Source organism: Klebsiella sp. WOUb02 (assembly GCF_050058015.1).
GTDB lineage: Bacteria > Pseudomonadota > Gammaproteobacteria > Enterobacterales > Enterobacteriaceae > Klebsiella.
This window is the reverse complement of record NZ_CP170111.1, coordinates 79096-102772: the sequence shown is the minus strand read 5'-3', so window position 1 is coordinate 102772 and position 23677 is coordinate 79096. Positions and strand designations below refer to the sequence as shown.

The window sequence follows — 23677 nt, the reverse complement described above, 5'->3', positions numbered from 1 at the left end:
CAGTTCCCTGTTGCGGTTATGCGCGATGAAGTAATCTATACACATGATACTTCAAGTTGCAGTTTGTTAAGTTCATTCCCTTATATTAATCATTCACTCTGTAACTGATTAAGGATTTGGTGCATGGCCGCCTTTTAGCAAAGCAGATTTTTGGATTTCTTTATTCAATAAAACCAAATCCACCTCAACCCGCTACACTACCGCAACATATTTTATGCCATTGTTATTCTCTTTTAACGTTTCAAGCGTCTGTGGAATGTCATCAAACGCAACGGTTTGAATAAACGGCATAATCAACTCGCAGCGACCGATCTGTTGCAGCATGTTTTCGCCGGCTTGACGTAACCGACTCCACTGTACATTGCTACCGTATGCATGAATGGCTGCCAGAGCAATTTCATGAAGCGAGATACTGGTCGTGAACGGTGGTAATGGCGCTTTTTCCAATCTGTCCTGAATACATACAAGATGGCCGTAATAACCCAGTAATCCCGCCAGAGATAGTGCATTTTGCTGATTGACGGTATCGAAAGCAGCGTACAGCGGTTTTTCGCCCAGTGCGCGATTCAACTCATCTGTCCATGACCTATGGCCATAGTCAAAGCACTGGATGACCCCATGGTTGAGCAATTTTTGATGATGCCTGCCGCTGGCGGTGACATAAACATTAGCGCCTGCCTGAATAAGCATCTGTGTTAACAGGCTGCCAGCACTACCACCGGCACCGCTGACAAGCACGTTCTCACCAGAGAGATGAGGGACTTTTTGCACTGCCTGCCAGGCCGTCAGACCCGGGCAGGGTAACGCTGCCGCGCTGATATCACTGATATGCTCGGGAACAGAAATAACTGCATGAGCGTTGACTATTGTATGGCGGGAAAAACTGCCGTCGAATCGAAGATCGGTATGGTACATTACCCGAGAACCAAGGCGCAGATGCGTGGCGTTTCGGCCTGTGGCGGCTATGACACCCATACCATCTACACCTGGGATTTGGTCAATTTGCCAGATATCTGATAGACCATTCAGTAATTAAATCCGGTAAACCCCCGGCATTGCCGGGGGACTCCGAAAGGTTTGACCTTTAAGTCAGTCGCGCGAATCTGAAATCTCCGCCAAGAGATGAGGATTCGTGATGAGAGACTATCAGAGCTTAAGCCATACGAAATGGGACTGTAAATATCACGTGGTTTATATCCCTAAACGCCGGAAACAGCGGTTATATGGTGCGCTGCGGCATGAGTTGGGAAAAATATTCCACGAGCTTGCGAGCCAGAAGGGCTGTCAGATTTTGGAGGGGCATCTGATGCGTGATCATGTCCACATGTGCATCAGCATACCGCCAAAGTACTCGGTATCGACAGTCGTCGGCTATCTGAAGGGAAAAAGCGCGATAGCGATAGCACGACACTTCGGCAGAGGTAAAAACTTCACCGGAGAAGTTTTCTGGGCACGAGGATATTTCGTTTCAACCGTTGGTTTGGATGAAGCCACGGTCAGGGCATACATACGCAACCAGGAGAGAGAGACGAACGATACGATCAAATGAAACTGAACGTATAGCAGCCGCCTTGGGCGGCTCATGGTTTGTCGGCGCCTTTGAGGCGCTCCCCCTAAAGCCTCCGGCTCTGCCGGAGGATACTTACTTCCAGTCTACAGGATTGATGCCAATAGCCCGATTCTCAATCAGCACCTGATCATCGCCAGGTTCCTGTAAGACTTTTTCGTGGCGAACAAGCAGGAGTGGAGATACTTGTTTTTTCCACAGAAAGGCTTCGGTTTCTATCATTGATCAGTCCTCTGGTTTTGGTGAAAGGACAAATTAAACAGCGCCTGAGCGTGAATACAATTTCATTTACCCAATCATACCGAAGATGCTGGTCTGAGTGTCTGGAAATTATCGTTAATCCGACAGGTCAGTTGCCCGGCTATCACTGGCAGGGTATCGCTGAAAAATCCGTTTATTGCCGCCCGGAAGGCCTTCGCCGTGGCAAAATACCGGTTGTTCCGGGCATGCTCATTCATGACCTTCCACAACCGCTCAATCGGATTCAGATTCGGGCTGTAAGGAGGCAGGTAGTGCAGTTCAATATTCATCACCACCGCCCAGTCCTGCACCAGTGAGGCACGGTGATACGGTGCACCATCCAGTATAAGATGCACTTTCTGCCTGACCGGGTAAGTCTGCCGGATAGCGATGAAAAACTCACAAATGGTTCTGGCATTAATCTGCGCATAATCGCAGGTCACTGTCCGGGCGATGTCGTTCAGGCTGAGTGCCCCGATGATATTCATCCGGGTACGGCTGCCGGTGGTTTTAACCGCTTTGCGCTCACCCCGGCGTATCCAGCCACCACTCAGTTTCGTTGACTGCGTGGGATGCACCGCATCCATAAACAGGATGGGTTCGCTGTCACCCGCCGTCAGCTTCAGAGCCTCATATTCAGCCATGAACTGCTGCTGTTTTTCTTCGCTGAACTTATGCGGGACGCCCGTCGGCTTTTTCCATGAAAAACCATTGCGGTGAAGCCACTTGTTCATCCCCGGAATGGAGTAAGACACACCGAAACGCTCGCTGACGAGGGCAACAATACTGGCTGTACTCACATGTACGTCATCGGTCAGCAAACAGATTAACTCTGCTGAGTGCGCAGAACTGAGATGCTCCTGAGAACCACCGTTTTCAGAGGTCAGCTTACCCTCATCAAGATAATCCGCGATATGGCGCAGGACGGTGGTCTCATGGATAAGCTGGGACTGCGCAATCATGGTCGTTGACCAGCCCTGAGCAGAGAGGAGTACGCAGCGAATTCTGTCGCAGACACGGCGGTCACGGCTTAGGCGGTGCTGAGCCTCAAGGGCTGCAATCTGTTCGGGTGAGAGTCTGATGTTCATGAATTAAGCATGATCCCCTGACTGCATGAAATCAAGCAGTTTCAATGATCACGGGTATATGTTCAACTGGTCAACGGGTAGTTCATAGATATTGTATTGTGAGGGAGAGGGTTCTATGGCCACACTTTCAGGGACAAAAGTAAGGCCCATACCGGCCATAGCAAGATTTTTCACCATGGCTATTTCACTGCTTTCTACAATGATACTGGCCTTTATTTTATAAATACCCAACAGGTGATCGATCTGCATTCTGATGGCGGCCCCCTTAGACGTTAACAAAAGCTTCTGTCGCAATAGGTCTTCCATGGCAATACTCCCTTCCGCAAGAGTAGCGATCCCTTCTTGATAAAGCTCGCTGGAGCTGGGGATCACGGCATAATACCGATGCTTCCCCCAGGAAACGGCGCAAAGAGCGGGAGCAAGACGACTTGAGTTCTGTCCAATCCAAAAATCCACTTCACTCTTTAACAGCCTTTTTTCATTGTTTTCTGGTATATCTTCCACCAGCTCGATTTGACATTCGGGATAGAGGGCCAGAAATTTCGGTAAAAAAAGCGGGATCAGGTAAGTGCCGATACTGGGTAAGATACCGATTTTTATCGTCGTCTTACCCATATCCGTTATCAAATTGATTTGCCGACGCATATTGGAGTAAACCGTCTCGAGTGAACCAAGATAGTCATAGTAAATCTTGCCCTGCTCCGTTAAACGATAAGGCAGCTCATTGCGGTTGATAATCTGACAATTCAGTTCTGTTTCAATACGTTTAATGACCTGAGTTAAATAAGGTTGAGAGATATAGAGGGATTCGGCAGCCTTGCTGTAGTTGCTGAACTTAAGGAAGGTGCGATTTAATCGGTGGGGTTCAGCGGGGTTCTTCGCTGAGCTGTATTTTCTCTCTGTAAGACGTCTACGAGCACTTTGTACTGGTGAATATTTGCTCTCCATTATTCAATGAATGGCAAAGAACACCCTCATTTTGCACATTATTTACGCTATTCCCGCCAGTTGCGCTGCGCGAACCAGATTCCCCATCGCAAACAGCATTGACAGCCGGTTGTGATTTTCCCTCAGACCCCGTAATCGGGTCTTTCTGAAACCAAACTGGCATTTCAGTATCCGGAACGGATGTTCAACCTTCGCCCTGATACTGGCTTTCACAAATTCATCATGAAGTGCCTGTTTATTCCGACGCGGATGCTGTTTCATTTCTTTTACAGCAAGCGGGCCTTTCGCAATAAACCAGTATTTTGACAGCCCGCTCAGTGACTCCCGCTTTTCCGCCCCCCTGTATCCGGCATCAGCAAACACCACTTCCACAGGCTCCGTAATCAGATTTTCCGCCTGATTAAGGTCATGCTCATTTGCGGCGGTGGTGACCACTTTTTCAGTCAGGCCTGTCGCGGCATCAACCGCAATATGCGCTTTCATACCGAAGTACCACTGATTTCCCTTACGGGTCTGGTGCATCTCCGGGTCACGTTGCCCGGATTTATTTTTCACAGAGCAGGGAGCGGAGATGATGGTGGCATCGATAATCACGCCCTTACGCATCATCAGTCCTGCCTGCTTCAGTTTAAGGTTAATCAGGGACAGTACCTGTTCACCGGCATTATGTTTCTCCAGAAAATGACGGAAATTCATGATGGTGGTGCGGTCGGGGACGCAGCAGTCGATACCGGCAAACTGACGAAATGGCAGCATGTCATGGAGGGCATCTTCGGCAGCACTGTCACTGAGGTCAAACCAGAGTTGCAGGCAGTGAATGCGCAGCATGAGCAGCAGAGGAAAAGGTCTGCGTCCCCGTCGGGACGAGGGATACCACGGGAGCAGAATATCAGCGATATCGGACCACGGGACGAGAACATCCATACGGTCGAGGAACTGTTTTTTGCGGGAGGAATAGCTGGCAAGAGCGGGCATCGTGAAAAGTCTATGGCAAAGAAAGGGTTATATTCTCATAACTGACGATTAAATCGCACCTTCCTTAATGGTTCTCCTATATTCTCATGCACCCACTGCCGCGACATGTTGTTCTGCAAAGGAGTCGGTAGCGTATTAGGAAACGTCCAATCAGCCACCGTTTCATGCTGCATACTGAGTGTTATAGATTTTAGAATCCGGCCCTCTCTACAAAAAGAAAGAAACACCCCTTCCAAAGCCATATCGAGATTAATCGTAGGCGTGCCAGAAGAACCCTTTGGCGGTGATTTATAAGGTATTAGTTCATTATCAAGAATATCTTGATACGGCTTTCCCAAGCTATTTATCAGCGCATCAACGTTTACGGTCATTTGTACAGATCCATGTCACTGTTCAGTTTGTGTAGTTTTACTCTGGCCGCTTCTATCTGGGCCTCTGTCACACCGCTTTCTTTTAACGCCGGTTTAATGGAGTCCAGGTTACGATCCACAGCAGCCCGCAGATTGCGTGAGTCCAGTTCGATTTGTGCCGGTGTATTACGCCCACCATAAGTCTCACTGATCTTCTGGTGAACTTCTTTTGGAATGACGATTGCGGCAACTTGTTCTGTCAACGCAAGAATTTCAGCATCGTCTAACAGCGGATAATTAGCCCTCAAATAGGCATCGACTGCAGCTCTTGAAGGCATATGGTCGGCCTCATATTTGCGCTGCCGGGAACGTCCTCTGAAATTACTGTACAGATCTGGCGTAAGCGCCCCATAATGAACGTGGCGTAAGGATTATTTTACGGAGGATAGGTTCCAGGGCAGCAGCTCATGTACCCGGTTTGAAGGCCAGTCGTTGATCTTGCTTATCACCTCGCACAACCAACCTTCCGGCTCCACACCGTTCAGTTTGCAGGTGCCAAGCAGGCTGTAGATGATGGCTGCTGCCTCACCCCCGTTGTCAGAGCCGAAGAACAGGTAGTTCTTTCTGCCAACCGCCACCGCGCGCAGCGCGTTTTCTCCGATGTTATTGTCGATTTCCACCTGACCGTTACGGCAGTACTCATTCAGGGCGTGCCACTGTTTCAGTATGTACGCGAACGCCTTCGCCGTCTCCGCGTGAACCGACAGCGTCGTCATTTGCGCCTCTATCCACTCGTGCAGCGATGTCATCAGCGGAACCGACCGTGCTTTTCTTATCTGCAGCCGTTTCCCGGCCGGGCTGCCGCGTATTTCCGCCTCGATGGCATACAACGCACCTATACGGTTCAGCGCTTCATTCGTCATTTCTGTCGGGCGTCGAACATGCTCATCGTGGATTTTCCTTCTGGCATGCGCCATGCACGCTGCTTCTCTGATGTGCCCGGACTCATACAGCGTGTCGTAAGCACCGTACGCATCTGCCTGAAGCACGCCTCTGTACCCTGAGAGATGTCGCTGAGGATGTTCCCCCTTACGGTCCGCTGAGTACGAGAACCAGACTGCCGGCGGTTCTGGCACCCCGGCGTTACGGTCATCCCGGACGTAGACCCACAGCCGACCGGTTCGCGTTTTACCACTCCCGGGCTCCAGCACCCTGACCGGCGTGTCATCAGTGTGCACCTTGCCAGCCTGCATAACGTACTGGTTGAGCGCCTCATGCAGCGGACGAAGCCGGTTGCCCATCATCGCGACCCAGCGGACCATCGTGTTACGGCTCAGCGCCAGTCCATGACGGGCGTAGATTTCTGTCTGCCGGTACAGCGGCGTATGCTCCACATATTTTCCGACCAGGATGCGGGCCAGCAGGCTGCTGCCCACACGACTGCCTTCTACCGGCTTTGCCGGGAGCGGGGCCTGCACGATAACGTCGCACCGGCTGCACGCCAGCTTCGGTCGGACCGTTTCGATGATTTTAAAGGCGGTTTTGATGATCTCCAGTTGCTCAGAGAGAGTTTCTCCCATCACCTTCAGCTCTCCACCACATGACAGGCAGACGCTGGTCGCTGGCAGTAAGGTCTGTGTTTCCCGAGGCAGGTCGGCTGGCAGCGGTTTTCGGGCGGTGTGGCGGGTGGGTTTTTCTGGCGTCGTTTGCGACACGACAACACTATCTGCTGGTATATCCGGTACCGGCTCGTTGCCATTCAGGCAGGTTTTTGCCGCCTCCAGTCGGCTTTCCAGCTCTGACAACCGTTTCTCTGCCTGGCGGATTTTGTTTTCCAGCTTATTACGGCTCTTTTCCGAACTCTGACCGAACAGCATTCGCCGTAGTTTATCCAGCTGTGCTTTCAGGCGGTTGATTTCCTGCTCATAACCCGCCACCTGGCCTGCATACTGGCGCAACCGGGTCTGCTGGTCGTTCAGCATCGCCCGCTGTTTACGCAGCATGGCTTTTAACTGGTCGATATCGTCAGGGAGTTCATTTTTCATACACCCGACATTACAACAGGTTACACCCGCAGGCCAGGACGTTGTGATGACTGTGGATGTTTCCAGTTGAGGCCTTCCAGCAGCATAGCCAGTTGCGCCGGGGTCAGATGGATCTTCCCGTCGCTGACAGCGGGCCAGACGAAGTGTCCACGCTCAAGACGTTTGATGAACAGGCACAGACCATCCTCATCGGACCACAGTAGCTTTACCATATCACCACGGCGCCCCCGGAAGATGAACAGGTGGCCGCTGAATGGGTCCTCGTTGAGGACATTCTGCACGCGGGAGGCCAGGCCGTTGAAGCCGTTTCTCATGTCGGTAACGCCCGTCACCAGCCAGATGCGGGAACCCGCAGGAAGGGATATCATCAGCCACCTCTCTTCAGTTCGCGAACCAGAGCCGACAGCATGGCCGGGGTGAGGTTGCCGGACAGCTTCAGGCGTGCACGGCCGATACTGACCTCACAGCATTGCCCGGCATCCGGTGGCAGGCTTTGCGCTGATGCTGCCGGGAGCTCGGGCAGCGCGGGTCGTGAGTATTCGGTGGTCACAACAGGAACGATATCGTCACTGATAATGGCCGGTGCTGGGGGTGTATCAGATGGCTCATCAACCAGATGACGATAGCGCTGACGCCAGGTGAACAGCAGGTTGTCATTAATCCCGTTCTGGCGGGCAAGCCGTGCCACGCAGGCACCGGGTTGCAGTGATCGCTGAACCAGGTCGAGTTTGAACGGCATGGAGTAGGTAGCCCGCTGGCGTGGGACTGTCGGTTGGGTCATTTGTGATAGAGTCCATTTAAAAATTAAGTGGACTCTATCATCACCGGATTAAAGGTACGTCGACAGACGTCGTTGCCGGGGCGCTTACGATCTGGCTATGTTTGCAAAGTATGTTGGTTATGCCGTAATGCAATTTGTAGCCAGACTTTCACATCAATTACGGTGGTCTCAAACAGCCGCCTCCAGGCCAGATAATTCGGCAGATATGCAGTCCCTACACCATGAAATCGCTTCATCCAGCCTTTTAAACGACTGATATAGCCATTCACATGCTGTATATGGAATACACTGTCGATAACACGCTGATTATCCAGTGCTATAAGACAGTAGTGGTTCATCCCGTGTTCACTGGCAAACGTCCTGTACCAGCAGGCACCGTCCGTACACAGAATTGAATCCTTGTCTGCTATCGGCTCAAGGAATCGATGAATATTTTCAGTATCAAATTCCGGGGGGATGCAGTCACTCACACGCCCCTGCCGGTCACAGGCTATGACGACTGGCACCTGTTCCTGTTTTTTCGCTTATCCACCTCCCCGCCGCGTTTTCTGGCTTTTCGGTGAATGATGTTGCGTTTGCCTTTGCTGGATTCAGGGAAAAAGGTCTCATCGGCCTCAATGATCCCGGACAGGGGATTTATATTATTTGCTGCGGCTGAAGCCAGAAAGCGATGACGCCATCTGAATGCTGTTGTCAGATCAATCCCTGTACGCCCTGCGGACTCACGTAATGTCAGCCCCTCCTGCATACAGCGCAGATAATCGAACCATTTTTGATGGTAATGGAGCCGGGCCAGCGGGCTTCCGGTCAGGCTGTTAAAGGTTTTTCCGCAATCCTTGCAACGATATCGTTGTATGTCTGAATCGCGTCCCCAGCGGATTGCTTTTTCACTGTGGCAGTGAGGGCAACATAACTCGGGCGGGCTGGTGTCAATAACGGAAGCGGTATCCGTCTGAAGGTTGTCATTCAGCCAGGTAATGAGATGAAGTCGGGTATTAGCAGGCAGGGATGAAAGAAGACTTTTGATCTGTATAACGTCTTGCTTTTTCATGGGAACATCCGAGAGGGGACGTCTTTATACAGTATTATGTACAGTATAGTGAAGTTTTCCAACGGAGACTGCAAACATAGCCATAAATAACCGGTAACTGTCAGATCAGGTCTGAGCTAGTACAAATTAAGGGACACTACCTATTGTCCTGTTTAGTCGACCACATCATAGTGCTCCACTTTGGCCAGTCCATGCAGTGCAAGGCATCAGAGCTGTTTCCTTTGCCTGACCGTACTACATTGGGCTTGAGATGTGTAGCCCATACGCAACATGCCCCCCATCAGTGAACGGCAGGTGTCGCGGTATTAGGCGCTATTTAGGGTATACATCGTTTCAGATACAGATAGACGCATAACCCTGGATTGGTATTCTCAAAGCAGATTTTACCACCATGAAGTTCCATAATGGCCTTTACCAGAGATAATCCCAGTCCATATCCATGACTGGCATAGCGTTGTTCAAGACGCTCAAAACGTTCAGTAGCCTTTTCCTGGAGTGATTCGGGGATGCCGGGTCCGTAATCAGCTACATATAAGGACAACCAACCCTGATGCAAACGATAACCAAGTCTGATGTGCCGTCCGATTGAAGCATACTTGAGCGCATTTTCAATCAGGTTTGCCAGCGCCTGGAACACCAGTGATCGATCAAAAGACATACTAATGTCAGAATCTTGATCTATGGCGATATGACAACCCCTCTCTTCCGCCAGAGGTTGGTAATATTCCACAACATCCTGTAGCAACGCTTGCGCGGAACAAGATGATAACTGATGGATACAGCGTCCGCTTTCAATCTCACCAATCCGCATTACGGTCCTGAATAACGCTAAAACAGTTTGAACTTCATCAACAGAATGTTCTACCTCTTTTCTGGCCTCCTCCGTCAAATCCAATCTTTCAGAAAGAGTATACAATCTGTTATGTAAATGAGTTAGCGGGGTGCGTAATTCATGTGCAATATGGCCAGCATTATTACGCACTTGCTCCATCAAATTGTCTATTCTATCCAAATTCTGGTTAATATCTGTACTCAATGCATCGAAGTCATTACCATAAGAAGAAACGGGCATGCGTACCTGTTTTTCACCCTTGCTATACCTGTGCAATGCTTCACGTATTTGCCTGACAACTTGTAAGCTTCGCAAGCTAAATTGCCTGCTGACAAAAAGGCAAAGCAGTAACACAACAAATACACCAGTCCCGGCAACCAGAGGTATAGTACGAACCCTTTCTAACATCGGCAATATATTATATGCCCGGAAAAAAATGCCCCCGTCATGAAGTAATACAGAAATGCCAACAACGTTACGGCTATCTAAATCCTTAATTAAGGATTTAAGGCAGGCAATATCTATACTGCATTTTTCCGCAGATATATTATGAACTGACATGTTGTGGTAAACCAGTGTCCCTTGCGGATCAATGACCATTACCTGTACCAGACCATCTCCGTTGTATTCCTGCAATTCACTTCGTAATTGTTTTATGACGTCAGGTGTCCTCTCCAGACCTGATTTAACTGAGTAGTCATAGATATCGTTAACGATAACATCATGAACATGCCCACGAACCAATGATTCGATCAACAAGCTAGAGCCAATCATACTCACCATAGCCATCACCAGAAACAGAAACACAATGGTGATCGCCTGTCGAAAGTTCGCTGTAGCCAGAAAATCAGGATAATGACTCGCACTAATAACCTGCCACTGACGAACTTTCATCTGCAGGTAGCGTATGTGTAACCTAGAAGAAAAAGGTTCCCGATACATAGTTTATCTTTGCCCTGAATGTTCTAAATAGCTGCGCCTAATACCGCTACACTTTTGCCAGCCCATGTTGTCCTCCGGGGAATGGGCTGATGGTTTCCATAAAATGGCGAACTTCAACAGTTGCCACATTGAACAGCACTGATGATTGCGCGTTATCGTGTCGTGAAGTGCCTGCCATAACCGCTCCACGTGGTTCACCCATGGGGAGTACACTGGCTGGTAAATCACTCTGAACTTTGGATTCGCTTTCAGCCAGCGCTGTGTTTCATGGCTTTTATGGATAATGTAGTTATCCACGATGAGTGTGATGGTTTTTGCCCGTCGATATGTGGCCTTAAGATGTTTCAGCAGGTTTATGAACAGCGCTGAGCTTTTGCTGTTGCCACCAACGTAACTGACCTTTCCCGTGCCGCTGTGTAAGGCTCCGCCAGGATAATATTTCTCATTCCGGCCCGGCGTGACCACACGCTTTTGCTGTCCGCGCAGTTGCCAGTCTGCGCCGATTTTTGGATTAAGATGAATATCCACTTCATCCTCATAAAAGACCGGGTGTGCTCCCCTGCATTCGTCCAGCGCTTTATGGATTGCTGCCATCTTTTCCTCTTTGTGCGGGTCACGGATGCATAGCGTGGGAGCGGCTCTGCGCCACACAAGTCCGGCTGCGGGCAACCAGCGACGGACGGTTCCGGGATGCAGCTGACATCCGGTTATCTCATTGATTTTTATCGCCAGCAACTCTGTACTCCATCGTGAACGCTGGCAGCCAAAATCACCGGGAGAGCGTTTTACCAGCTCTCGTAACAATGCACATATATGCTCAAAGGGCCAGCGGCGGGAACGTCCTGCGGGTAAGGACGTCAGGCCTTCAACACCCGACTGCGTAAACCAGTTAATCCAGCGCCCAACGGATGAGCGGGCACAACAGAGTGTTCTGGCAACGTCGCTGACACGGTCGCCCCGGTGCAGCATTAGCATGGCAGTTAGCCTGCGGGCATAATTTTTGTCGCGGGTTTTATGGATAGCTTTCTGCATCAGACGTCGTTCGCTACGGGGAATGGGGGCTATGATCGGCATCGCTCAGTCCGGTTGGTGATTATGGTTGGTTCGGCGATTGATCAGATCGCACAATCCGGGCTGAGTTCCCTCAAAGGGATCTACTATTCCGCGCAGCTATTTAGGCAGTAGCCTACCGAACGCAACGTTTTTATCAGTGGTCGGTCAAATCCTTTATCAATTTTGGCACGTAGTTTCGACATATGAACATCAATCAGATTTGTTTGTGGGTCGAAACTGTATCCCCACACTCTCTCCAGTAAATGTGTCCGGCTGGTGACTTTTCCCGGTGTTTCCATCAGCATTAATAATAACTTAAGCTCTTTATCCGTCAGGCCTATTGGTTTACCTGCTCGCCAGACTTTACGCTGGAGGCAGTCGACTTTTAGGTCTTCAAATGCCAGTATCGCATTCTGGACTGCATGACGTTTATCTCGACCAACAATAATATCTAAGCGAAGCCTCAGCTCATTAAAATTAAATGGCTTACCAAGATAATCTTCCGCCCCAAGCTCCAGTCCCATGACACGATCCACATCCCGGTCTAACGCGGAAAGCAGCATAACAGGCGGATGGTTGCAATTTTGTAACTCACGTAAGACACTAAAACCATCCATTCCCGGAAGCATACGATCAAGCAAAATAACATCATATACATCCTGGCGTATGGCATTTAAAGCCTGTGTGCCATCATGAATAATCTGGCAAATATGTCCATGAACATGCAACTGTTCACCCAACCAGCGGCAAAGAACCGAATCATCGTCAACCACTAAAACACGCATAATATCCCCGGAGGGCGGATTCAAGTTCGAAGTGCAACGCTAAGCCGCCTGTCTTAGCACTGCAAAGACCACTGAAGGTTGCCAGAACCCTAGGCATTTTCGTGGCCTGCTATTCAGTGCTCCCTGGTACTTGCGGAGCTCGTAATCCGTCACTGCCGTCAGATCAGTCCCTTTCGGGATAAAGCCCGTTTGTGTTCTCGTTTAGCCTACTCCCACGAGGCATATGGATGAGAGAAGTAGGTTTCCGCTTCTAGCGCGGCAGCGACTTCCTTGTGCCGGCTAAACTCCCTGCCGTTGTCGAACGTGATGGTATGACAGACGTCCTTATAGCCGCTCAGCATCGAGATAATGGCGGCGGCCACTTCGGCTGAGTATTTAGAAAACACCTTTTTCGTCAGATAAATACGGCTCTTACGTTCGACCAGTGTAACGATGGCTCCTGAGCCTTGCTTACCCAGAACCAGATCCGCTTCCCGGTCCCCAACCCGGCTGCGCTCATCAACCACCGCGGGTCTCTGCTCTATGAAAACGGTGTCAGATATCGGACTCCGCTTTGTACCATAGCCTTTGCGATAGTGCCATTTACCCGTTGGAGGAGCTTGTACAGATCTCCGTCTTGTGCTTTATCGCAGGTGACGTGCTGGTAAATCCACTCGTGACTAACTGGCCTGCCGATGATACGGCCAACGGCGCTGATCTGTTCGGGGCTCCACAGCAAGTTTAGAGCCTGCCTCAACAAAGGAGACCGTATCCTCGCACACCCTGCGCTTGCCGGCAGCTTTACGGCGGACATCTCTGCCTGACTCACTTTATCTTCACACAACAGGGCTATCTGGTATCGTAACCATTCGGTTAGCTGCTGATATTTCATAGTGACTCGCTCATCTTTGGTCGGATGAGCAGGATAGCTTATCGGTAGCTAACCGTCCTTCCATCCACATGACCGAGCGTTGCACTGATTATCTGAATTAGCGCTTTACCTATTACACATAACAATTTTCTACTCTGAATACGGACAAGCATAGGATGTCATGAAAGGATAATAACAATCATTATCATTTGATAGCAAGACTTAACCTTGTTTTCACTTATTTCAAACTGCAAGGCACAAAAGCATGTCCTCTCTGACGCTCGCTATGTGCGCTCAGGTATGACCCCATGGCTAATAGTAAGCGATTGTTTTGTCGGTGGGAGATCGTTAACAAAACTTAATATGGCTTTAGCCCAGATACAGAGCGAGTGTACAAAGGGGGGCGGTTTATCGCTGATCTGAATCAATTTTTCCCCCCTTCTGCTGTGGCAGTCTTTCGCCGACATGAATTGTCAATACGATACATTTTGACCCGCATACGTTTTTTGGCCAGCAAACAAACAAGAGGATCTCATCAATGCAGATTGATTTTAGTCACCATTTTGCAAGCACAGGCGGTATTCCGTTTCCTCATCGCCAGGCTACCATGCCATGGCGCCAACAAACCCCTCTCCCGGCCAGTGAGAGGCAAAGCTCATGGCAGGAACTTCTGTCGCATCCACTCTCGTCTAACAAGCGTCTTCTCTACCTACATGTCCCCTTCTGTGCTACACGCTGTACATTTTGTGGGTTTTATCAAAATCCTTTGGACAACACAGAGCTGGAAAAATATTGCCAGACAGTCGTTCAAGAATTGGCAACGGAGTCGCGGAGCCCATTACATCAAACGACCCCCATTCAGGCTATCTACCTGGGTGGAGGAACACCAACGGCCCTTAGCGCCTCACAGCTATCTGCCCTTATTTATGCTATACGCAGCAATCTCCCTCTGACAAAAGACTGCGAAATCACGGTAGAAGGACGGATTCTTGATTTTGACGATGAACGCATTGATGCCTGCCTTGAAGCTGGTGTAAATCGATTTTCTCTCGGTATTCAGACTTTCGACACCCGGTTACGGCAGCGATTGGGACGACGGACAGACCAACAATCAATGATTGATTTTATCAGTCACCTTGCACGATATAGTAAGGCAACAATCGTCGGTGACCTTATGTTTGGCTTACCGGGACAAACCTTGGCTAGCTGGGAAGCGGACCTGTCAATAGTACGTCAACTTCCCATGGATGGTATCGATCTTTACGCTCTCAATCTGTTTCCTTCGACGCCACTTGCAAAAGGCGTAGAAAAGGGCAGACAATTTCTTCCTACTCCTGAATGGTGCCGCAACGCTTATCAAATTTCCAGTGATACTCTGTCTGCTAATCACTGGCATCAGCTAAGCAACAGCCATTGGGCGCGTACTCGCAAAGAACGTAACATGTATAATTTGTTAATCAAAAGCGGAGCTGATTATTTAGCCCTTGGATGTAGTGCCGGCGGATCGCTTGATGGTACGTCCTATATGAATCATCGCGATCTTTCTTCTTATTACAAACAAGTTCACTGCGGAGAAAAACCCTTGGCGATGATGACTCACAGGAGTACCGATTATCACTGGCGGATGGCGATTCAGGGAGGTCTGGACACTGGGCGTTGTGACCTAGCGAAAATCCTGCCGGCACCCGCAATTCTGGCCCCACTATTAGTACAATGGCAAAGTTGTGGCTTACTATCTGATCGGACTGAAAACAGTTTCACTCTATCTACTGAGGGACGCTTCTGGGCCAGTAATATGCTCAATTCTCTGCAACAACTTATCCCGGTAATACTTCAGGCCGCTGCCTGAAAAAACGTATTTAACTTATCAAGGTATAGCGATGAATACATCTTATCTTTCCCCCTGGCCGATTTTTGGTGCATCATCAGGTGTCGGTTTATCCCTGGTACAGCAAGGATTGGAGAAATCACGAACAATACACGCTCTGGTACGTTCACCTGAAAAATCGGCCATGCTAAGAGCTATGGGGGTTAATGTTATTGAAGGCGATGCTGTTAATGCAAAACAAGTCGAACAGGCCTGTGTCAGTGCCGGTGCAAATGCTAGGATTATTTCTACATTGGGTAGTCTACAGGCAGACTACGCTGGCAATAGACTGGTTATCGATACAGCGGAACGGTGTGGGATGAAATATATGCTACTGGTCACATCAATTGGTTGCAATGAAACCTGGGGGACTCTTTCTGCACGAGCTCTGCAGTCGTTCGGCCACGCAGTCAGGGAGAAGTCGCTTGCCGAAAGCTGGTTGCGAACCAGTTCGTTACACTGGTGTATTGTCCGCCCCGGAGGCCTGAAACACGGGGGCGCTTCAGGACGGTCAATTCGAATCGAAGGTGAAGCTCATGGTCTTATCTATCGCTCAGATGTTGCGCAACAAATATGTCAGCTCATTGATGATGAACATGCATATGGGCACACTTATGCACTGATTGATCCGACACTCAAATTATTAAATAAAATTTAGGTTTCAAAAATTATCTTGTTTTTAATACAAATAACGTGATAATCAGCACTTAAGGTTATTCAGTTTAAAACTAATACGGCGCTCACTATACAAAATGGTATCAATGCGAACATCCTCCTTTTCATAATGAAAGAATTAATTTTATCTCTCACAAATAGCCTGTTGTTTTTGCATTCAAGGGCCACAGGTCAATGCACATAAGGAAGGTGCGATTAAGACTACAATGATTGCCGTTCATCTATCGTTTTCACTGTTTTGGGCGGTTTTTTGTTCATTTATACCTAAGTAACTTCAAGATGCAGAATGGTAGTACTCAAACAAGATACCCTTATCGCTATCCGGACTATTGCTCCTGCAACTTGAAGTATCATGGATATACTATACGATAGCAGGGCGAAAAAATGATTCCCATCGAATTAATCGCACCTTCCCTAATTGATTATCAGACATAGAACATATAAGCACTGGCTTGCGGATTATTCCTGAGAGCAGGATTTATATTAAATTAATTATCACATCAGGTTCCTGAAGTGATAATTACATCCTTGGTGACATCATACATAAATAAAGAATGCAGGAAGAAAATGAAGCAGACTGAACTCTATAAACGCTATATCGAGATCAAAGAAAATACTCCTCGACCCTATGCCCGCGATCTGGCCACACAGCTTGGCGTGAGTGAAGCCGAACTCATCGATTCACGCGTTGGATATGATGTACATCGCCTGAAATCGGATATTCTAGCGCTGCTCAACGCACTAGAAAATGTTGGGGAAGTAAAGGCACTTACGCGCAATGATTTCGCAGTTCATGAGCATATGGGGTGCTATTCCCGGCAATCACTTAATGGTCATACCGGACTAATCCTTAATCCCGGAGGGATCGACTTACGTCTGTTTTTGCATCACTGGCAATGCGCATTTGCTGTTCATGAGTCGGGTAAACATAGTCTGCAATTTTTTGATGGGCAGGGCGATGCTGTGCATAAAGTCTATGCTTTGCCAGGAACCGATATGGTCGCGTGGCAAAAAATCATAGAGCAGTTTACGGATAATAGCGGTCAGCCATTCTCACCATCCACTGCGCGAGTGGCCCATTATGCAGATAAAGTCGATGCGGAAAAAGTGGAACAAGAGTGGCGAGCAATGACCGATGTTCATGACTTTTTCCTGCTGCTTCATCGACATAATATTTCACGTCAGCAGGCATTCAATGCAGTGAGTGATGATCTTGCATACCGAGTCGATAATTCAGCCGTACAGGGGATACTTAATCAGGCTCAGGCCGAACGAAATGACATTATGATCTTCGTCGCCAATCGCGGCTGCGTTCAAATTTTCACCGGTATAATTGAGAAGCTGGAGCCGCTAAGAGGCTGGTTAAATATCTTCAATGAGCGTTTTACATTACATCTGAAAGATGATGCTATTATCGAAAGTTGGGTGACGTGCAAACCAACAAAAGATGGCTTCGTTACAAGCCTCGAATTGTACAGCGCCGACGGTAACCAAATCGCTCAACTGTTTGGCCAGCGCAGTGAAGGTCTACCAGAACAAGCTATCTGGCGCAAACAGATATCCTCTCTGCACAATCTTGCCGAAACGCAGAGTTAAGCCCATCCCCCTAAAGACTGTCTCTTGATTATTTTCCCTGATCAAGAGACAGTCGAGTGAGCAATGCCCTATGCGCTCATATCGCGTAAAACGTTTTAAAATGATAATTCACGAATGACGACAGATGACAGACGTCGCCAAACATTAAGCGCAAGAAATTGCGGCTTACCCTCAAGCACTAGCGTTCCCACCAATACCTGTTCAGGAACAGGAGTGTCTGGCTGCAGACGCAATACTACACGATACACAGCCTGCTCCGGTGTCAGCCTACGTTGACCATCATCAAGTGAAGCAATATCGCCGCCATATATCGACGCCAGTTCAGCCATCGGCCGCAGGTCGCGCACCGCCGTATTTTCAATATCAATAATCTCGCCCATCATACTGGGAAGAGAAGTATCGCGCGGATAGAAAACACCTCCAGCCCCAGGCCGCAGACGCAACCAGTCTTTTTCCGCTACAAAGGCTTCAACCAGAGCGCCTTGAGATCCGGTAACGGTTGCCAACCATTCCCCTTGCGCCAGCCATTCCCCCATAGCTAGGGGGCGTGCTATATCGGCTAATCGGCCTGAAAATGGCGCTCGCACTTCCAGTGACGTGAGTTGCTCCTGCAATGTCTGGTGACGCTGTCGAGCGGCATCATGTTCTTGCTTTACCCGCAGGTGGGTTTGTAATGTCTGTCGGTTTAGTGTCTGAAAATTCTGCTGCCAGCCTAGCGTCTCCAGTTGGAGATCCAGCTGCTGACGCTGATGCTGTACGTCGTCAGCACGTAAGGTAAATAATACTTGTCCTTTTTCAACTCGCTGACCAGGACGCACCTGGATAGTATCAATCATTGCAGGTATAGGCATATACAGACTTCCCTGCTGGCTGGCCCGCAGGAGTCCCGGTGCATATACCGCACTCTGCCAAGGTAATACTAATAGTATTAATACCAAAAAAGCGCAGCACAGCGTCAGCGCGAGATTTAGGTTCATACGGTAATCCTTACGACGGTGATGCCAGTCACGAAGCTCACTCACCACTGGCCGCACGATGAAATAGCCGATTTCGACAGCAAATAGCACCATTCCCAGCACTTTGAATGTCATGTGATACACTAATAACGCAATCCCCGTGAACAGGAACAGACGGTAAATCCAGGTCGCAAATGCATAGCCGGTCAGCGTTCGACGCAGCCAGTTTGGTAAAGATTCCGGCGGCGAATCTTTTAGGCCAAACAACCACTCGCGCAGTCTGCCAGCGCCCTATCGAAAAACCACGCTGCTGCAAGTTTCCGACACCAAGACTGTCAGCCAGAAGAAAATAGCCATCAAAACGCATCAGTGGGCTAAGGTTTACCGCCAGAGTCATCATCCAAGTCGTCGTTGCCAGCATAAAAGCCGTGCTACGCACCATACCATCCGGCAAAAAACTCCATGCCAGGGTTGCCCAAGCGGCAATAGCTAGCTCTGTCAGCATCCCGGCGGAACCAATTGCCAGTCGCTGCCGACGGCTAGGGAGTTTCCAGGCTGCTGAAGTATCGGTATACAGAACCGGCACCATAACCAGCAATGCAACACCAAGACTAGTGACTTTAGCTCCGTAACGTTTACACGTATAAGCGTGACCTAACTCATGCATAAACTTCGTAATACACAGCGTTAGCCCTGCCAACGTAGCCCCTTTCAGAGTGAAAAAATGCAGGAAAGTATGACGAAATGTTTCCCACTGCTGACTTGCAAGCAGCAAACCGGTCAGACCAGCAAACAACGTCATCAACCAGAAACCGGGTCGGTAAAACATACCAACCCGCGGGAGCGTGCGCTGTAATATCTTATCCGGATGGAGCAGTGGGATACGCAGGAATAGATAATGACGGAGTACATAACGCCACCAGGATAATTTTCCTGCTTCCAACTGCCGTACCATCTGCTGCAAGCTATCGTCCCCGAAGCTTCGGGTCAGTGAGTGGGCAGCCAGAAACTCGCCAAAAGCGCGTACATCTTCATCATTGATAGTCACTGGCAGTTGTTGGTTGACCTCGGCGACGATCGATTTCGTATCTCCGAGCGACCACTGTGATAGCAATGCCATTTCCAGCCAACCGATGCGAAAGTAGCGATCGCGTAACGGATCTTCCAGCGTCCAGCTGGGCGATCCATCCCAACTGGACGGTCCCGGGTGCAAAATTAGTTCATCTCGCAAAGGTGTAAGTCCCCGGACTTGGGAAGTTGTCATCACCATATTTATACCCCCAACCATACCCGTAGCGACGACCAGGGTTTGCGCAGCAGGTAAGCGATGAGAACTGTACGGTAGCCATAAACCTTCGCTGTACCTTTCAGACCTACTCGCAGAATCGGATCATCCCTTTGGAAACGTGCATGTAACCTATAAGCCATCACATTATCGGCGTTCAGACTCGCCCGGTAGCCAATCTGCGTGAGATATGCTGGTTGAGGTGAATTAGGCGCAACATTCAGGAACAGCCGTACCTCAGCATCATGATCCAGTGCGATAGCATCCGTTGCTGGCAATTGTATTTCCAATTCAGCATCATGTGGATCGGCCACCATCATGATACGCTCCCCAACAGACACAGACCGGCCAAGCAAATCGCTCACATCGTCAAAAATAGCCACACCATCTCGGGGTGATGCCGACTCCATACGAGCCAACTGCGCTTCAAGAAATGCCATATCAATTTGTGCCTGCTGACGGCGGCTGGCCAGAACCGCCAGTTGCGCTTTGGCGTCGGTATCGTTGAGCGCCATCTGTTGCGCCTGGCGATACTGCGCATCAGCGCTGGCGAATTGTTGCCGCGCATTCTCTCTTTGATTTTCCAGATCTCTCGCGTCCAGTCGTACCAGCACCTGTCCCTGCTTCACCGGTTGGTTAGGTCGCACCGGAATGTCATCAATCACCCCCGCCAGCGGTGCACGCACCATCACAGGGCGGTGGGCCACCACTTCCGCCGGGGCAAGCACTGACTGACGAACCGGGAAAAGCATAGCCAGTGCTAACACCATAATGGTGATGACAAACGTCTTTTTACGGCGTACTGGCAAGACGCGCCGCGCACGCCGCGGCGCCACTGCATGCCAAGCATGGCCGTAGGCGTCGGCCAACTGTTCCAGCAGCATCCGCTCCGTATCGCTCCATGGCCGTTCGCGCAGCAGGATCAGCACCAGCGGGTTTTCGGCATGCGAATGGGGCAACGGCAGCCATAGCCCATGCTCTGGCAGATATTCTTTCCAGAATATCCGTTCCTGCGTGGGTAGCGCCTGCGGCGTCAGCGGCTGGATCTGCCGATAGCGCCGTTGCCACTGGCTACACAACTCGCCAAAACCGCGACAAAACGGTGAATGTTCATCTAGGCTAGCGATGCCTGAGACGGTTCGCAGCTTGCCGGCGGCGGCATCCCACAGCAGCGCCTGACGATAGGGTGTCAACCGATGAGTTTCGTTCACAATAAAAAAGGCCAGCGCCTCACGACTGTCCAGCGCACGCATGCGGCGTTGTAGTTGCAGAAGCTCCGCTAACGGTTGCAATGCGTCACTCATGGGTTTTCGGCTCCGGTGGGACCAGGCGCGCCACGCCGCTCATGCCTGGCAGCAGCCCCTCATTTCCCTGAGTAATGCGGCCGAATACTTTCACTGACTGACTAACCGGTTCTACTGCCGAAGAGATACGGCTCACCTGCGCTGGATAGTCCAGACCTGTTTCGTCCAGCATAACGGAGAACGGCGAGCCAATTTTCAACCACACCAACCAGCGCGACGGCACAATCATTTCTAGCTCGAATGCGCTATCGTCATAAACCGACAACAGTTCTTTTCCTTCCGGCACCGTTTCCCACTCTCGAACCAGCGTTTCAGTCACCCGGCCGGAGAATGGCGCGGTGATATGGCAGCGTTTGAGCATTGCCCGGTTAACACCGCTTTCCGCCTGCGCCATCGCCACCGCCGAACGAGCCTGATCAACGTCAGAAACACTGATGGAATTGAGCGTATCCAACCGATTGGCGACCGACAATTTCTTACGCGCCGCCTGCTCGGCGGCGCCGGAATAGTTGAGTTTCTCCTGCAACACCGCACAGTCAAAGGTCAGCAAGGTATCGCCCTGCTTGAAGCGATCGCCCTCCTTAACCGTCAACTGGTTCACCCGAGCGGCGATGCCGCTGGAAAGCGTGGTGTAGCGTACCGCACTCAGTTGGACGCGGATGGTGTCCGCCGTTTCGGCAGCAGTCGCCAGCAGTGGCACTACCAGTAGCAGACCAGTCAACTCCCAATATTTCATTCCGCACTCCCGGACAGGGATTGCAGGCTGTTCCACATATCACTGCCCAGTTGGTATGTACGCACTGTCGGAGCGACAGGTCTAGCGATCGGTGCAGCAACAACTGTCGCAGTAGGCGCGGCTGCTGGAGCGATAATTTTTGGTGCGGCAGCGGACGACGAGGCCAGCCTGCAGCGATGTGGGTGTCAGAGCACCGCTCTCGAGCTGTCGGCTGGCCTGATTGATGCTCTGGCTCAGAGCCAACAGGCTGGTGCCGTTGAGGCGATCAGGCAGCACGTCCAGCCCAGCCGCCTGATAGACGGTGCCCAGCGCGTCCTGCATGCTGGCGAAGCTGCGATCTCGGGCGCGGGTGGTGAGGATGGTTTCAGTGCTGACCCGCACCTGCTCCATCTGCGTCGCCGCCTGATTGTGATAGCTTTGATCGATCTGATTCATAATTCCGCGCTGCACGCGCGCCAGTTCCTGATAGCGGTTGAACATGCGTGCGCTCTGCTGATACTCCTGCCACGCCACGTTGACCTGGGTCAGCACCGCCATGCGCAGCGCCTGACGCCGCGCCTCGGCCAGCGACTCCCCAGCTTCTCCCGCGCGTTTCACCGACGACCAGGACAGCACGCTGAGCAGATTGCCGCTCACCTGCACCCCAGCGCTGGCCCAATTGTGGTTGACCAGATAGCTGTTGCTGTCGCCGTTGACGCCAGCGAACAACGACACGCCGGGCAGCAGCCGTGTCAGCGATTTACGCGTATCCAGCACTGCATTGCGCACCAGATAGGTTTCTTCACGGATTTCCGGCCGTTTCACCATCGAGAAATTTTCCAGATCCGCCAGCGAATAAGGCAGTTTCGGCTGATTCAGGCCACCTTCCGACGGTGACACCAGAGTGAAATCGCTGGCGGGCGGCAGGTTCATCAGCGACGCCAACCGCGATTTGGCCAGAGCCAGATCGCTGTCTACCACTTCCAGTCTGTCGTACCATTTCCAGCATGTTTTTCTGAAAGCGCAATGCTTCTACCGGCGCCAGCAACCGCTCGCGCTCGGTCTGCCGGGCGTATTCCAGCGACTGGTGCGCCTGCACCAGCGCCTGGGCGACTTCCGGCTGCAAGCTCTGGGCGCTGGCCGCTTCCCAGTAAGCCGTGCGCACCTGACGGGTGATGTCCGCCACCACCTTGCGCCGACGCTCCTCCGCCGCCAGCGTCTTGTTGGCCTGAATGCGGGCGTTAAAGTAACTGATACCGAAGTCCAGTACGTTCCAGCTCATGGTCAGGTCGGCGGAGCGCATAGTCTGGTCCTGGCTGGTTGAAGCTTCCAGAGACTGCTCGCCAGTGCTGACCGACTTGCTGCTGGAACCGGCTACGTTGTCGCGGGTTTGCAGTCCAGCGCGCGCCGCCAGCTTGGGCAGCATATCCAGTTGGGAAACGTCCAGCAGGTTGTCTTCAATGGCCCGTTCCATCAGTGCCACACGCTGTTGCAGGTTATATTTCAGCGCCCGTGCCAGCGCCTCATCCAGCGTGATGACGCCATGCACCGGCTCCTGATCGGCGAACATCCGCGTCCGGTCGCTCAACGCCTGACTGATCTGCTGTTCCGTGGTTATCGGTTCCGGGCGCACCGCGCAACCGGCCAGCACTAATGCGCAAGCCACTGCCGTCAGTCGAAAACCACACGCCGATGCCTGTTTTAATTCTGAATTGGAATGGCTCACCAGAGAACTCCCTATGTTAGTAGAGGTTAATACCTTAAAAATGTTT

The 23677-nt window shown here is 50.7% G+C and carries 19 protein-coding genes and 5 pseudogenes; 4 read left to right on the top strand and 20 right to left on the bottom strand.

What is annotated here, in order from left to right:
• Positions 1 to 192: 192 nt before the first annotated feature.
• Positions 193 to 975: an alcohol dehydrogenase gene (locus ABOC21_RS28475; protein WP_426812794.1), complete on the bottom strand. Its 783-nt coding sequence runs from the start codon at positions 973 to 975 to the stop codon at positions 193 to 195.
• A gap of 160 nt (positions 976 to 1135) precedes the next feature.
• On the opposite strand from ABOC21_RS28475, the pseudogene tnpA reads away from it, so the two are divergent.
• Positions 1136 to 1563 (top strand): annotated as a pseudogene (tnpA, locus tag ABOC21_RS28470) (IS200/IS605 family transposase).
• A 79-nt stretch (positions 1564 to 1642) separates the two neighbouring features.
• Here the strand turns inward: tnpA and ABOC21_RS28465 are convergent.
• From ABOC21_RS28465 to ABOC21_RS28400, 14 genes and pseudogenes are all read right to left on the bottom strand, one after another.
• A complete protein-coding gene (locus ABOC21_RS28465; protein ID WP_426812792.1) occupies positions 1643 to 1789 on the bottom strand; it encodes a hypothetical protein in 147 nt (48 codons plus the stop codon).
• Positions 1790 to 1863: 74 nt separating this feature from the next.
• Entirely contained in the window at positions 1864 to 2895 is a 1032-nt protein-coding gene (locus ABOC21_RS28460) for an IS630 family transposase (RefSeq protein ID WP_426812791.1), read from the bottom strand.
• 48 nt (positions 2896 to 2943) lie between these two features.
• Positions 2944 to 3843, bottom strand: a complete 900-nt coding sequence (locus ABOC21_RS28455; RefSeq protein WP_426815782.1) for a LysR family transcriptional regulator — start codon at positions 3841 to 3843, stop codon at positions 2944 to 2946.
• Between the two features lie 42 nt (positions 3844 to 3885).
• Positions 3886 to 4818 (bottom strand): IS5 family transposase, encoded by a 933-nt coding sequence (locus tag ABOC21_RS28450; RefSeq protein WP_426815781.1) that lies wholly within the window; start codon positions 4816 to 4818, stop codon positions 3886 to 3888.
• A gap of 35 nt (positions 4819 to 4853) precedes the next feature.
• The gene (locus ABOC21_RS28445) at positions 4854 to 5189 is read right to left on the bottom strand and encodes a DUF6392 family protein (RefSeq protein WP_426815780.1); all 336 of its coding nucleotides are present in this window, start codon (positions 5187 to 5189) and stop codon (positions 4854 to 4856) included.
• Complete coding sequence (locus ABOC21_RS28440) at positions 5186 to 5506, bottom strand: hypothetical protein (protein ID WP_426815779.1); 321 nt, start codon at positions 5504 to 5506, stop codon at positions 5186 to 5188. Before ABOC21_RS28440 ends, ABOC21_RS28445 begins: the two co-directional genes overlap by 4 nt.
• Before the next feature lie 93 nt (positions 5507 to 5599).
• Positions 5600 to 7213, bottom strand: coding sequence for an IS66 family transposase (gene tnpC, locus ABOC21_RS28435; protein WP_426811793.1), 1614 nt, complete (start codon positions 7211 to 7213; stop codon positions 5600 to 5602).
• Between the two features lie 20 nt (positions 7214 to 7233).
• Entirely contained in the window at positions 7234 to 7581 is a 348-nt protein-coding gene (gene tnpB, locus ABOC21_RS28430) for an IS66 family insertion sequence element accessory protein TnpB (protein ID WP_426811792.1), read from the bottom strand.
• Positions 7581 to 7994: a transposase gene (locus ABOC21_RS28425; RefSeq protein ID WP_426811791.1), complete on the bottom strand. Its 414-nt coding sequence runs from the start codon at positions 7992 to 7994 to the stop codon at positions 7581 to 7583. The genes tnpB and ABOC21_RS28425 overlap by 1 nt, the downstream gene beginning before the upstream one ends.
• A gap of 95 nt (positions 7995 to 8089) precedes the next feature.
• A pseudogene (locus tag ABOC21_RS28420) lies at positions 8090 to 9045 on the bottom strand (IS1595 family transposase).
• 316 nt (positions 9046 to 9361) lie between these two features.
• Entirely contained in the window at positions 9362 to 10771 is a 1410-nt protein-coding gene (locus ABOC21_RS28415) for an ATP-binding protein (RefSeq protein WP_426815778.1), read from the bottom strand.
• A 94-nt stretch (positions 10772 to 10865) separates the two neighbouring features.
• Positions 10866 to 11893 (bottom strand): annotated as a pseudogene (locus tag ABOC21_RS28410) (IS630 family transposase).
• An 83-nt stretch (positions 11894 to 11976) separates the two neighbouring features.
• A complete protein-coding gene (locus tag ABOC21_RS28405; protein WP_426815777.1) occupies positions 11977 to 12657 on the bottom strand; it encodes a response regulator transcription factor in 681 nt (226 codons plus the stop codon).
• Between the two features lie 39 nt (positions 12658 to 12696).
• Positions 12697 to 13453, bottom strand: a pseudogene (locus tag ABOC21_RS28400) (IS30 family transposase); the annotation flags it as partial.
• Positions 13454 to 14045: 592 nt separating this feature from the next.
• On the opposite strand from ABOC21_RS28400, the gene hutW reads away from it, so the two are divergent.
• The 3 genes from hutW (at position 14046) to ABOC21_RS28385 (ending at position 17645) form a co-directional block, all read left to right on the top strand.
• The gene (gene hutW / locus ABOC21_RS28395) at positions 14046 to 15356 is read left to right on the top strand and encodes a heme anaerobic degradation radical SAM methyltransferase ChuW/HutW (protein WP_426815776.1); all 1311 of its coding nucleotides are present in this window, start codon (positions 14046 to 14048) and stop codon (positions 15354 to 15356) included.
• A 31-nt stretch (positions 15357 to 15387) separates the two neighbouring features.
• A complete protein-coding gene (locus tag ABOC21_RS28390) occupies positions 15388 to 16032 on the top strand; it encodes an NAD(P)H-binding protein (RefSeq protein WP_426815775.1) in 645 nt (214 codons plus the stop codon).
• 584 nt (positions 16033 to 16616) lie between these two features.
• Positions 16617 to 17645: a hemin-degrading factor gene (locus tag ABOC21_RS28385; protein ID WP_426815774.1), complete on the top strand. Its 1029-nt coding sequence runs from the start codon at positions 16617 to 16619 to the stop codon at positions 17643 to 17645.
• Between the two features lie 95 nt (positions 17646 to 17740).
• Here ABOC21_RS28385 and ABOC21_RS28380 read toward each other — a convergent pair whose 3' ends face one another.
• The 5 genes and pseudogenes from ABOC21_RS28380 to ABOC21_RS28360 form a co-directional block, all read right to left on the bottom strand.
• The gene (locus tag ABOC21_RS28380) at positions 17741 to 18622 is read right to left on the bottom strand and encodes an efflux RND transporter periplasmic adaptor subunit (protein WP_426815773.1); all 882 of its coding nucleotides are present in this window, start codon (positions 18620 to 18622) and stop codon (positions 17741 to 17743) included.
• Between the two features lie 37 nt (positions 18623 to 18659).
• Positions 18660 to 19871, bottom strand: a complete 1212-nt coding sequence (locus ABOC21_RS28375; RefSeq protein WP_426815772.1) for a site-2 protease family protein — start codon at positions 19869 to 19871, stop codon at positions 18660 to 18662.
• A 2-nt stretch (positions 19872 to 19873) separates the two neighbouring features.
• Positions 19874 to 21190 carry an efflux RND transporter periplasmic adaptor subunit gene (locus tag ABOC21_RS28370; protein WP_426815771.1) on the bottom strand — a complete coding sequence of 439 codons (1317 nt, stop codon included), beginning with the start codon at positions 21188 to 21190 and terminating at the stop codon, positions 19874 to 19876.
• A complete protein-coding gene (locus tag ABOC21_RS28365) occupies positions 21183 to 21926 on the bottom strand; it encodes an efflux RND transporter periplasmic adaptor subunit (protein ID WP_426815770.1) in 744 nt (247 codons plus the stop codon). The genes ABOC21_RS28370 and ABOC21_RS28365 overlap by 8 nt, the downstream gene beginning before the upstream one ends.
• Positions 21923 to 23580: pseudogene (locus tag ABOC21_RS28360) on the bottom strand (TolC family protein). Before ABOC21_RS28360 ends, ABOC21_RS28365 begins: the two are co-directional and overlap by 4 nt.
• Positions 23581 to 23677 lie beyond the last annotated feature (97 nt).

What these genes read in the sequence shown, in the direction of transcription:
- ABOC21_RS28475 (WP_426812794.1), bottom strand. Translation starts at nt 975, where the DNA reads ATGGGTGTCATAGCCGCCACAGGCCGAAACGCCACGCATCTGCGCCTT.
- ABOC21_RS28450 (WP_426815781.1), bottom strand. Translation starts at nt 4,818, where the DNA reads ATGCCCGCTCTTGCCAGCTATTCCTCCCGCAAAAAACAGTTCCTCGAC.
- ABOC21_RS28440 (WP_426815779.1), bottom strand. Translation starts at nt 5,506, where the DNA reads ATGCCTTCAAGAGCTGCAGTCGATGCCTATTTGAGGGCTAATTATCCG.
- ABOC21_RS28415 (WP_426815778.1), bottom strand. Translation starts at nt 10,771, where the DNA reads ATGAAAGTTCGTCAGTGGCAGGTTATTAGTGCGAGTCATTATCCTGAT.
- ABOC21_RS28380 (WP_426815773.1), bottom strand. Translation starts at nt 18,622, where the DNA reads ATGAACCTAAATCTCGCGCTGACGCTGTGCTGCGCTTTTTTGGTATTA.
- ABOC21_RS28370 (WP_426815771.1), bottom strand. Translation starts at nt 21,190, where the DNA reads ATGAGTGACGCATTGCAACCGTTAGCGGAGCTTCTGCAACTACAACGC.
- ABOC21_RS28445 (WP_426815780.1), bottom strand. Translation starts at nt 5,189, where the DNA reads ATGACCGTAAACGTTGATGCGCTGATAAATAGCTTGGGAAAGCCGTAT.
- tnpC (WP_426811793.1), bottom strand. Translation starts at nt 7,213, where the DNA reads ATGAAAAATGAACTCCCTGACGATATCGACCAGTTAAAAGCCATGCTG.
- ABOC21_RS28390 (WP_426815775.1), top strand. Translation starts at nt 15,388, where the DNA reads ATGAATACATCTTATCTTTCCCCCTGGCCGATTTTTGGTGCATCATCA.
- ABOC21_RS28365 (WP_426815770.1), bottom strand. Translation starts at nt 21,926, where the DNA reads ATGAAATATTGGGAGTTGACTGGTCTGCTACTGGTAGTGCCACTGCTG.
- hutW (WP_426815776.1), top strand. Translation starts at nt 14,046, where the DNA reads ATGCAGATTGATTTTAGTCACCATTTTGCAAGCACAGGCGGTATTCCG.
- ABOC21_RS28405 (WP_426815777.1), bottom strand. Translation starts at nt 12,657, where the DNA reads ATGCGTGTTTTAGTGGTTGACGATGATTCGGTTCTTTGCCGCTGGTTG.
- ABOC21_RS28460 (WP_426812791.1), bottom strand. Translation starts at nt 2,895, where the DNA reads ATGAACATCAGACTCTCACCCGAACAGATTGCAGCCCTTGAGGCTCAG.
- ABOC21_RS28425 (WP_426811791.1), bottom strand. Translation starts at nt 7,994, where the DNA reads ATGACCCAACCGACAGTCCCACGCCAGCGGGCTACCTACTCCATGCCG.
- ABOC21_RS28375 (WP_426815772.1), bottom strand. Translation starts at nt 19,871, where the DNA reads ATGGTGATGACAACTTCCCAAGTCCGGGGACTTACACCTTTGCGAGAT.
- ABOC21_RS28385 (WP_426815774.1), top strand. Translation starts at nt 16,617, where the DNA reads ATGAAGCAGACTGAACTCTATAAACGCTATATCGAGATCAAAGAAAAT.
- ABOC21_RS28465 (WP_426812792.1), bottom strand. Translation starts at nt 1,789, where the DNA reads ATGATAGAAACCGAAGCCTTTCTGTGGAAAAAACAAGTATCTCCACTC.
- ABOC21_RS28455 (WP_426815782.1), bottom strand. Translation starts at nt 3,843, where the DNA reads ATGGAGAGCAAATATTCACCAGTACAAAGTGCTCGTAGACGTCTTACA.
- tnpB (WP_426811792.1), bottom strand. Translation starts at nt 7,581, where the DNA reads ATGATATCCCTTCCTGCGGGTTCCCGCATCTGGCTGGTGACGGGCGTT.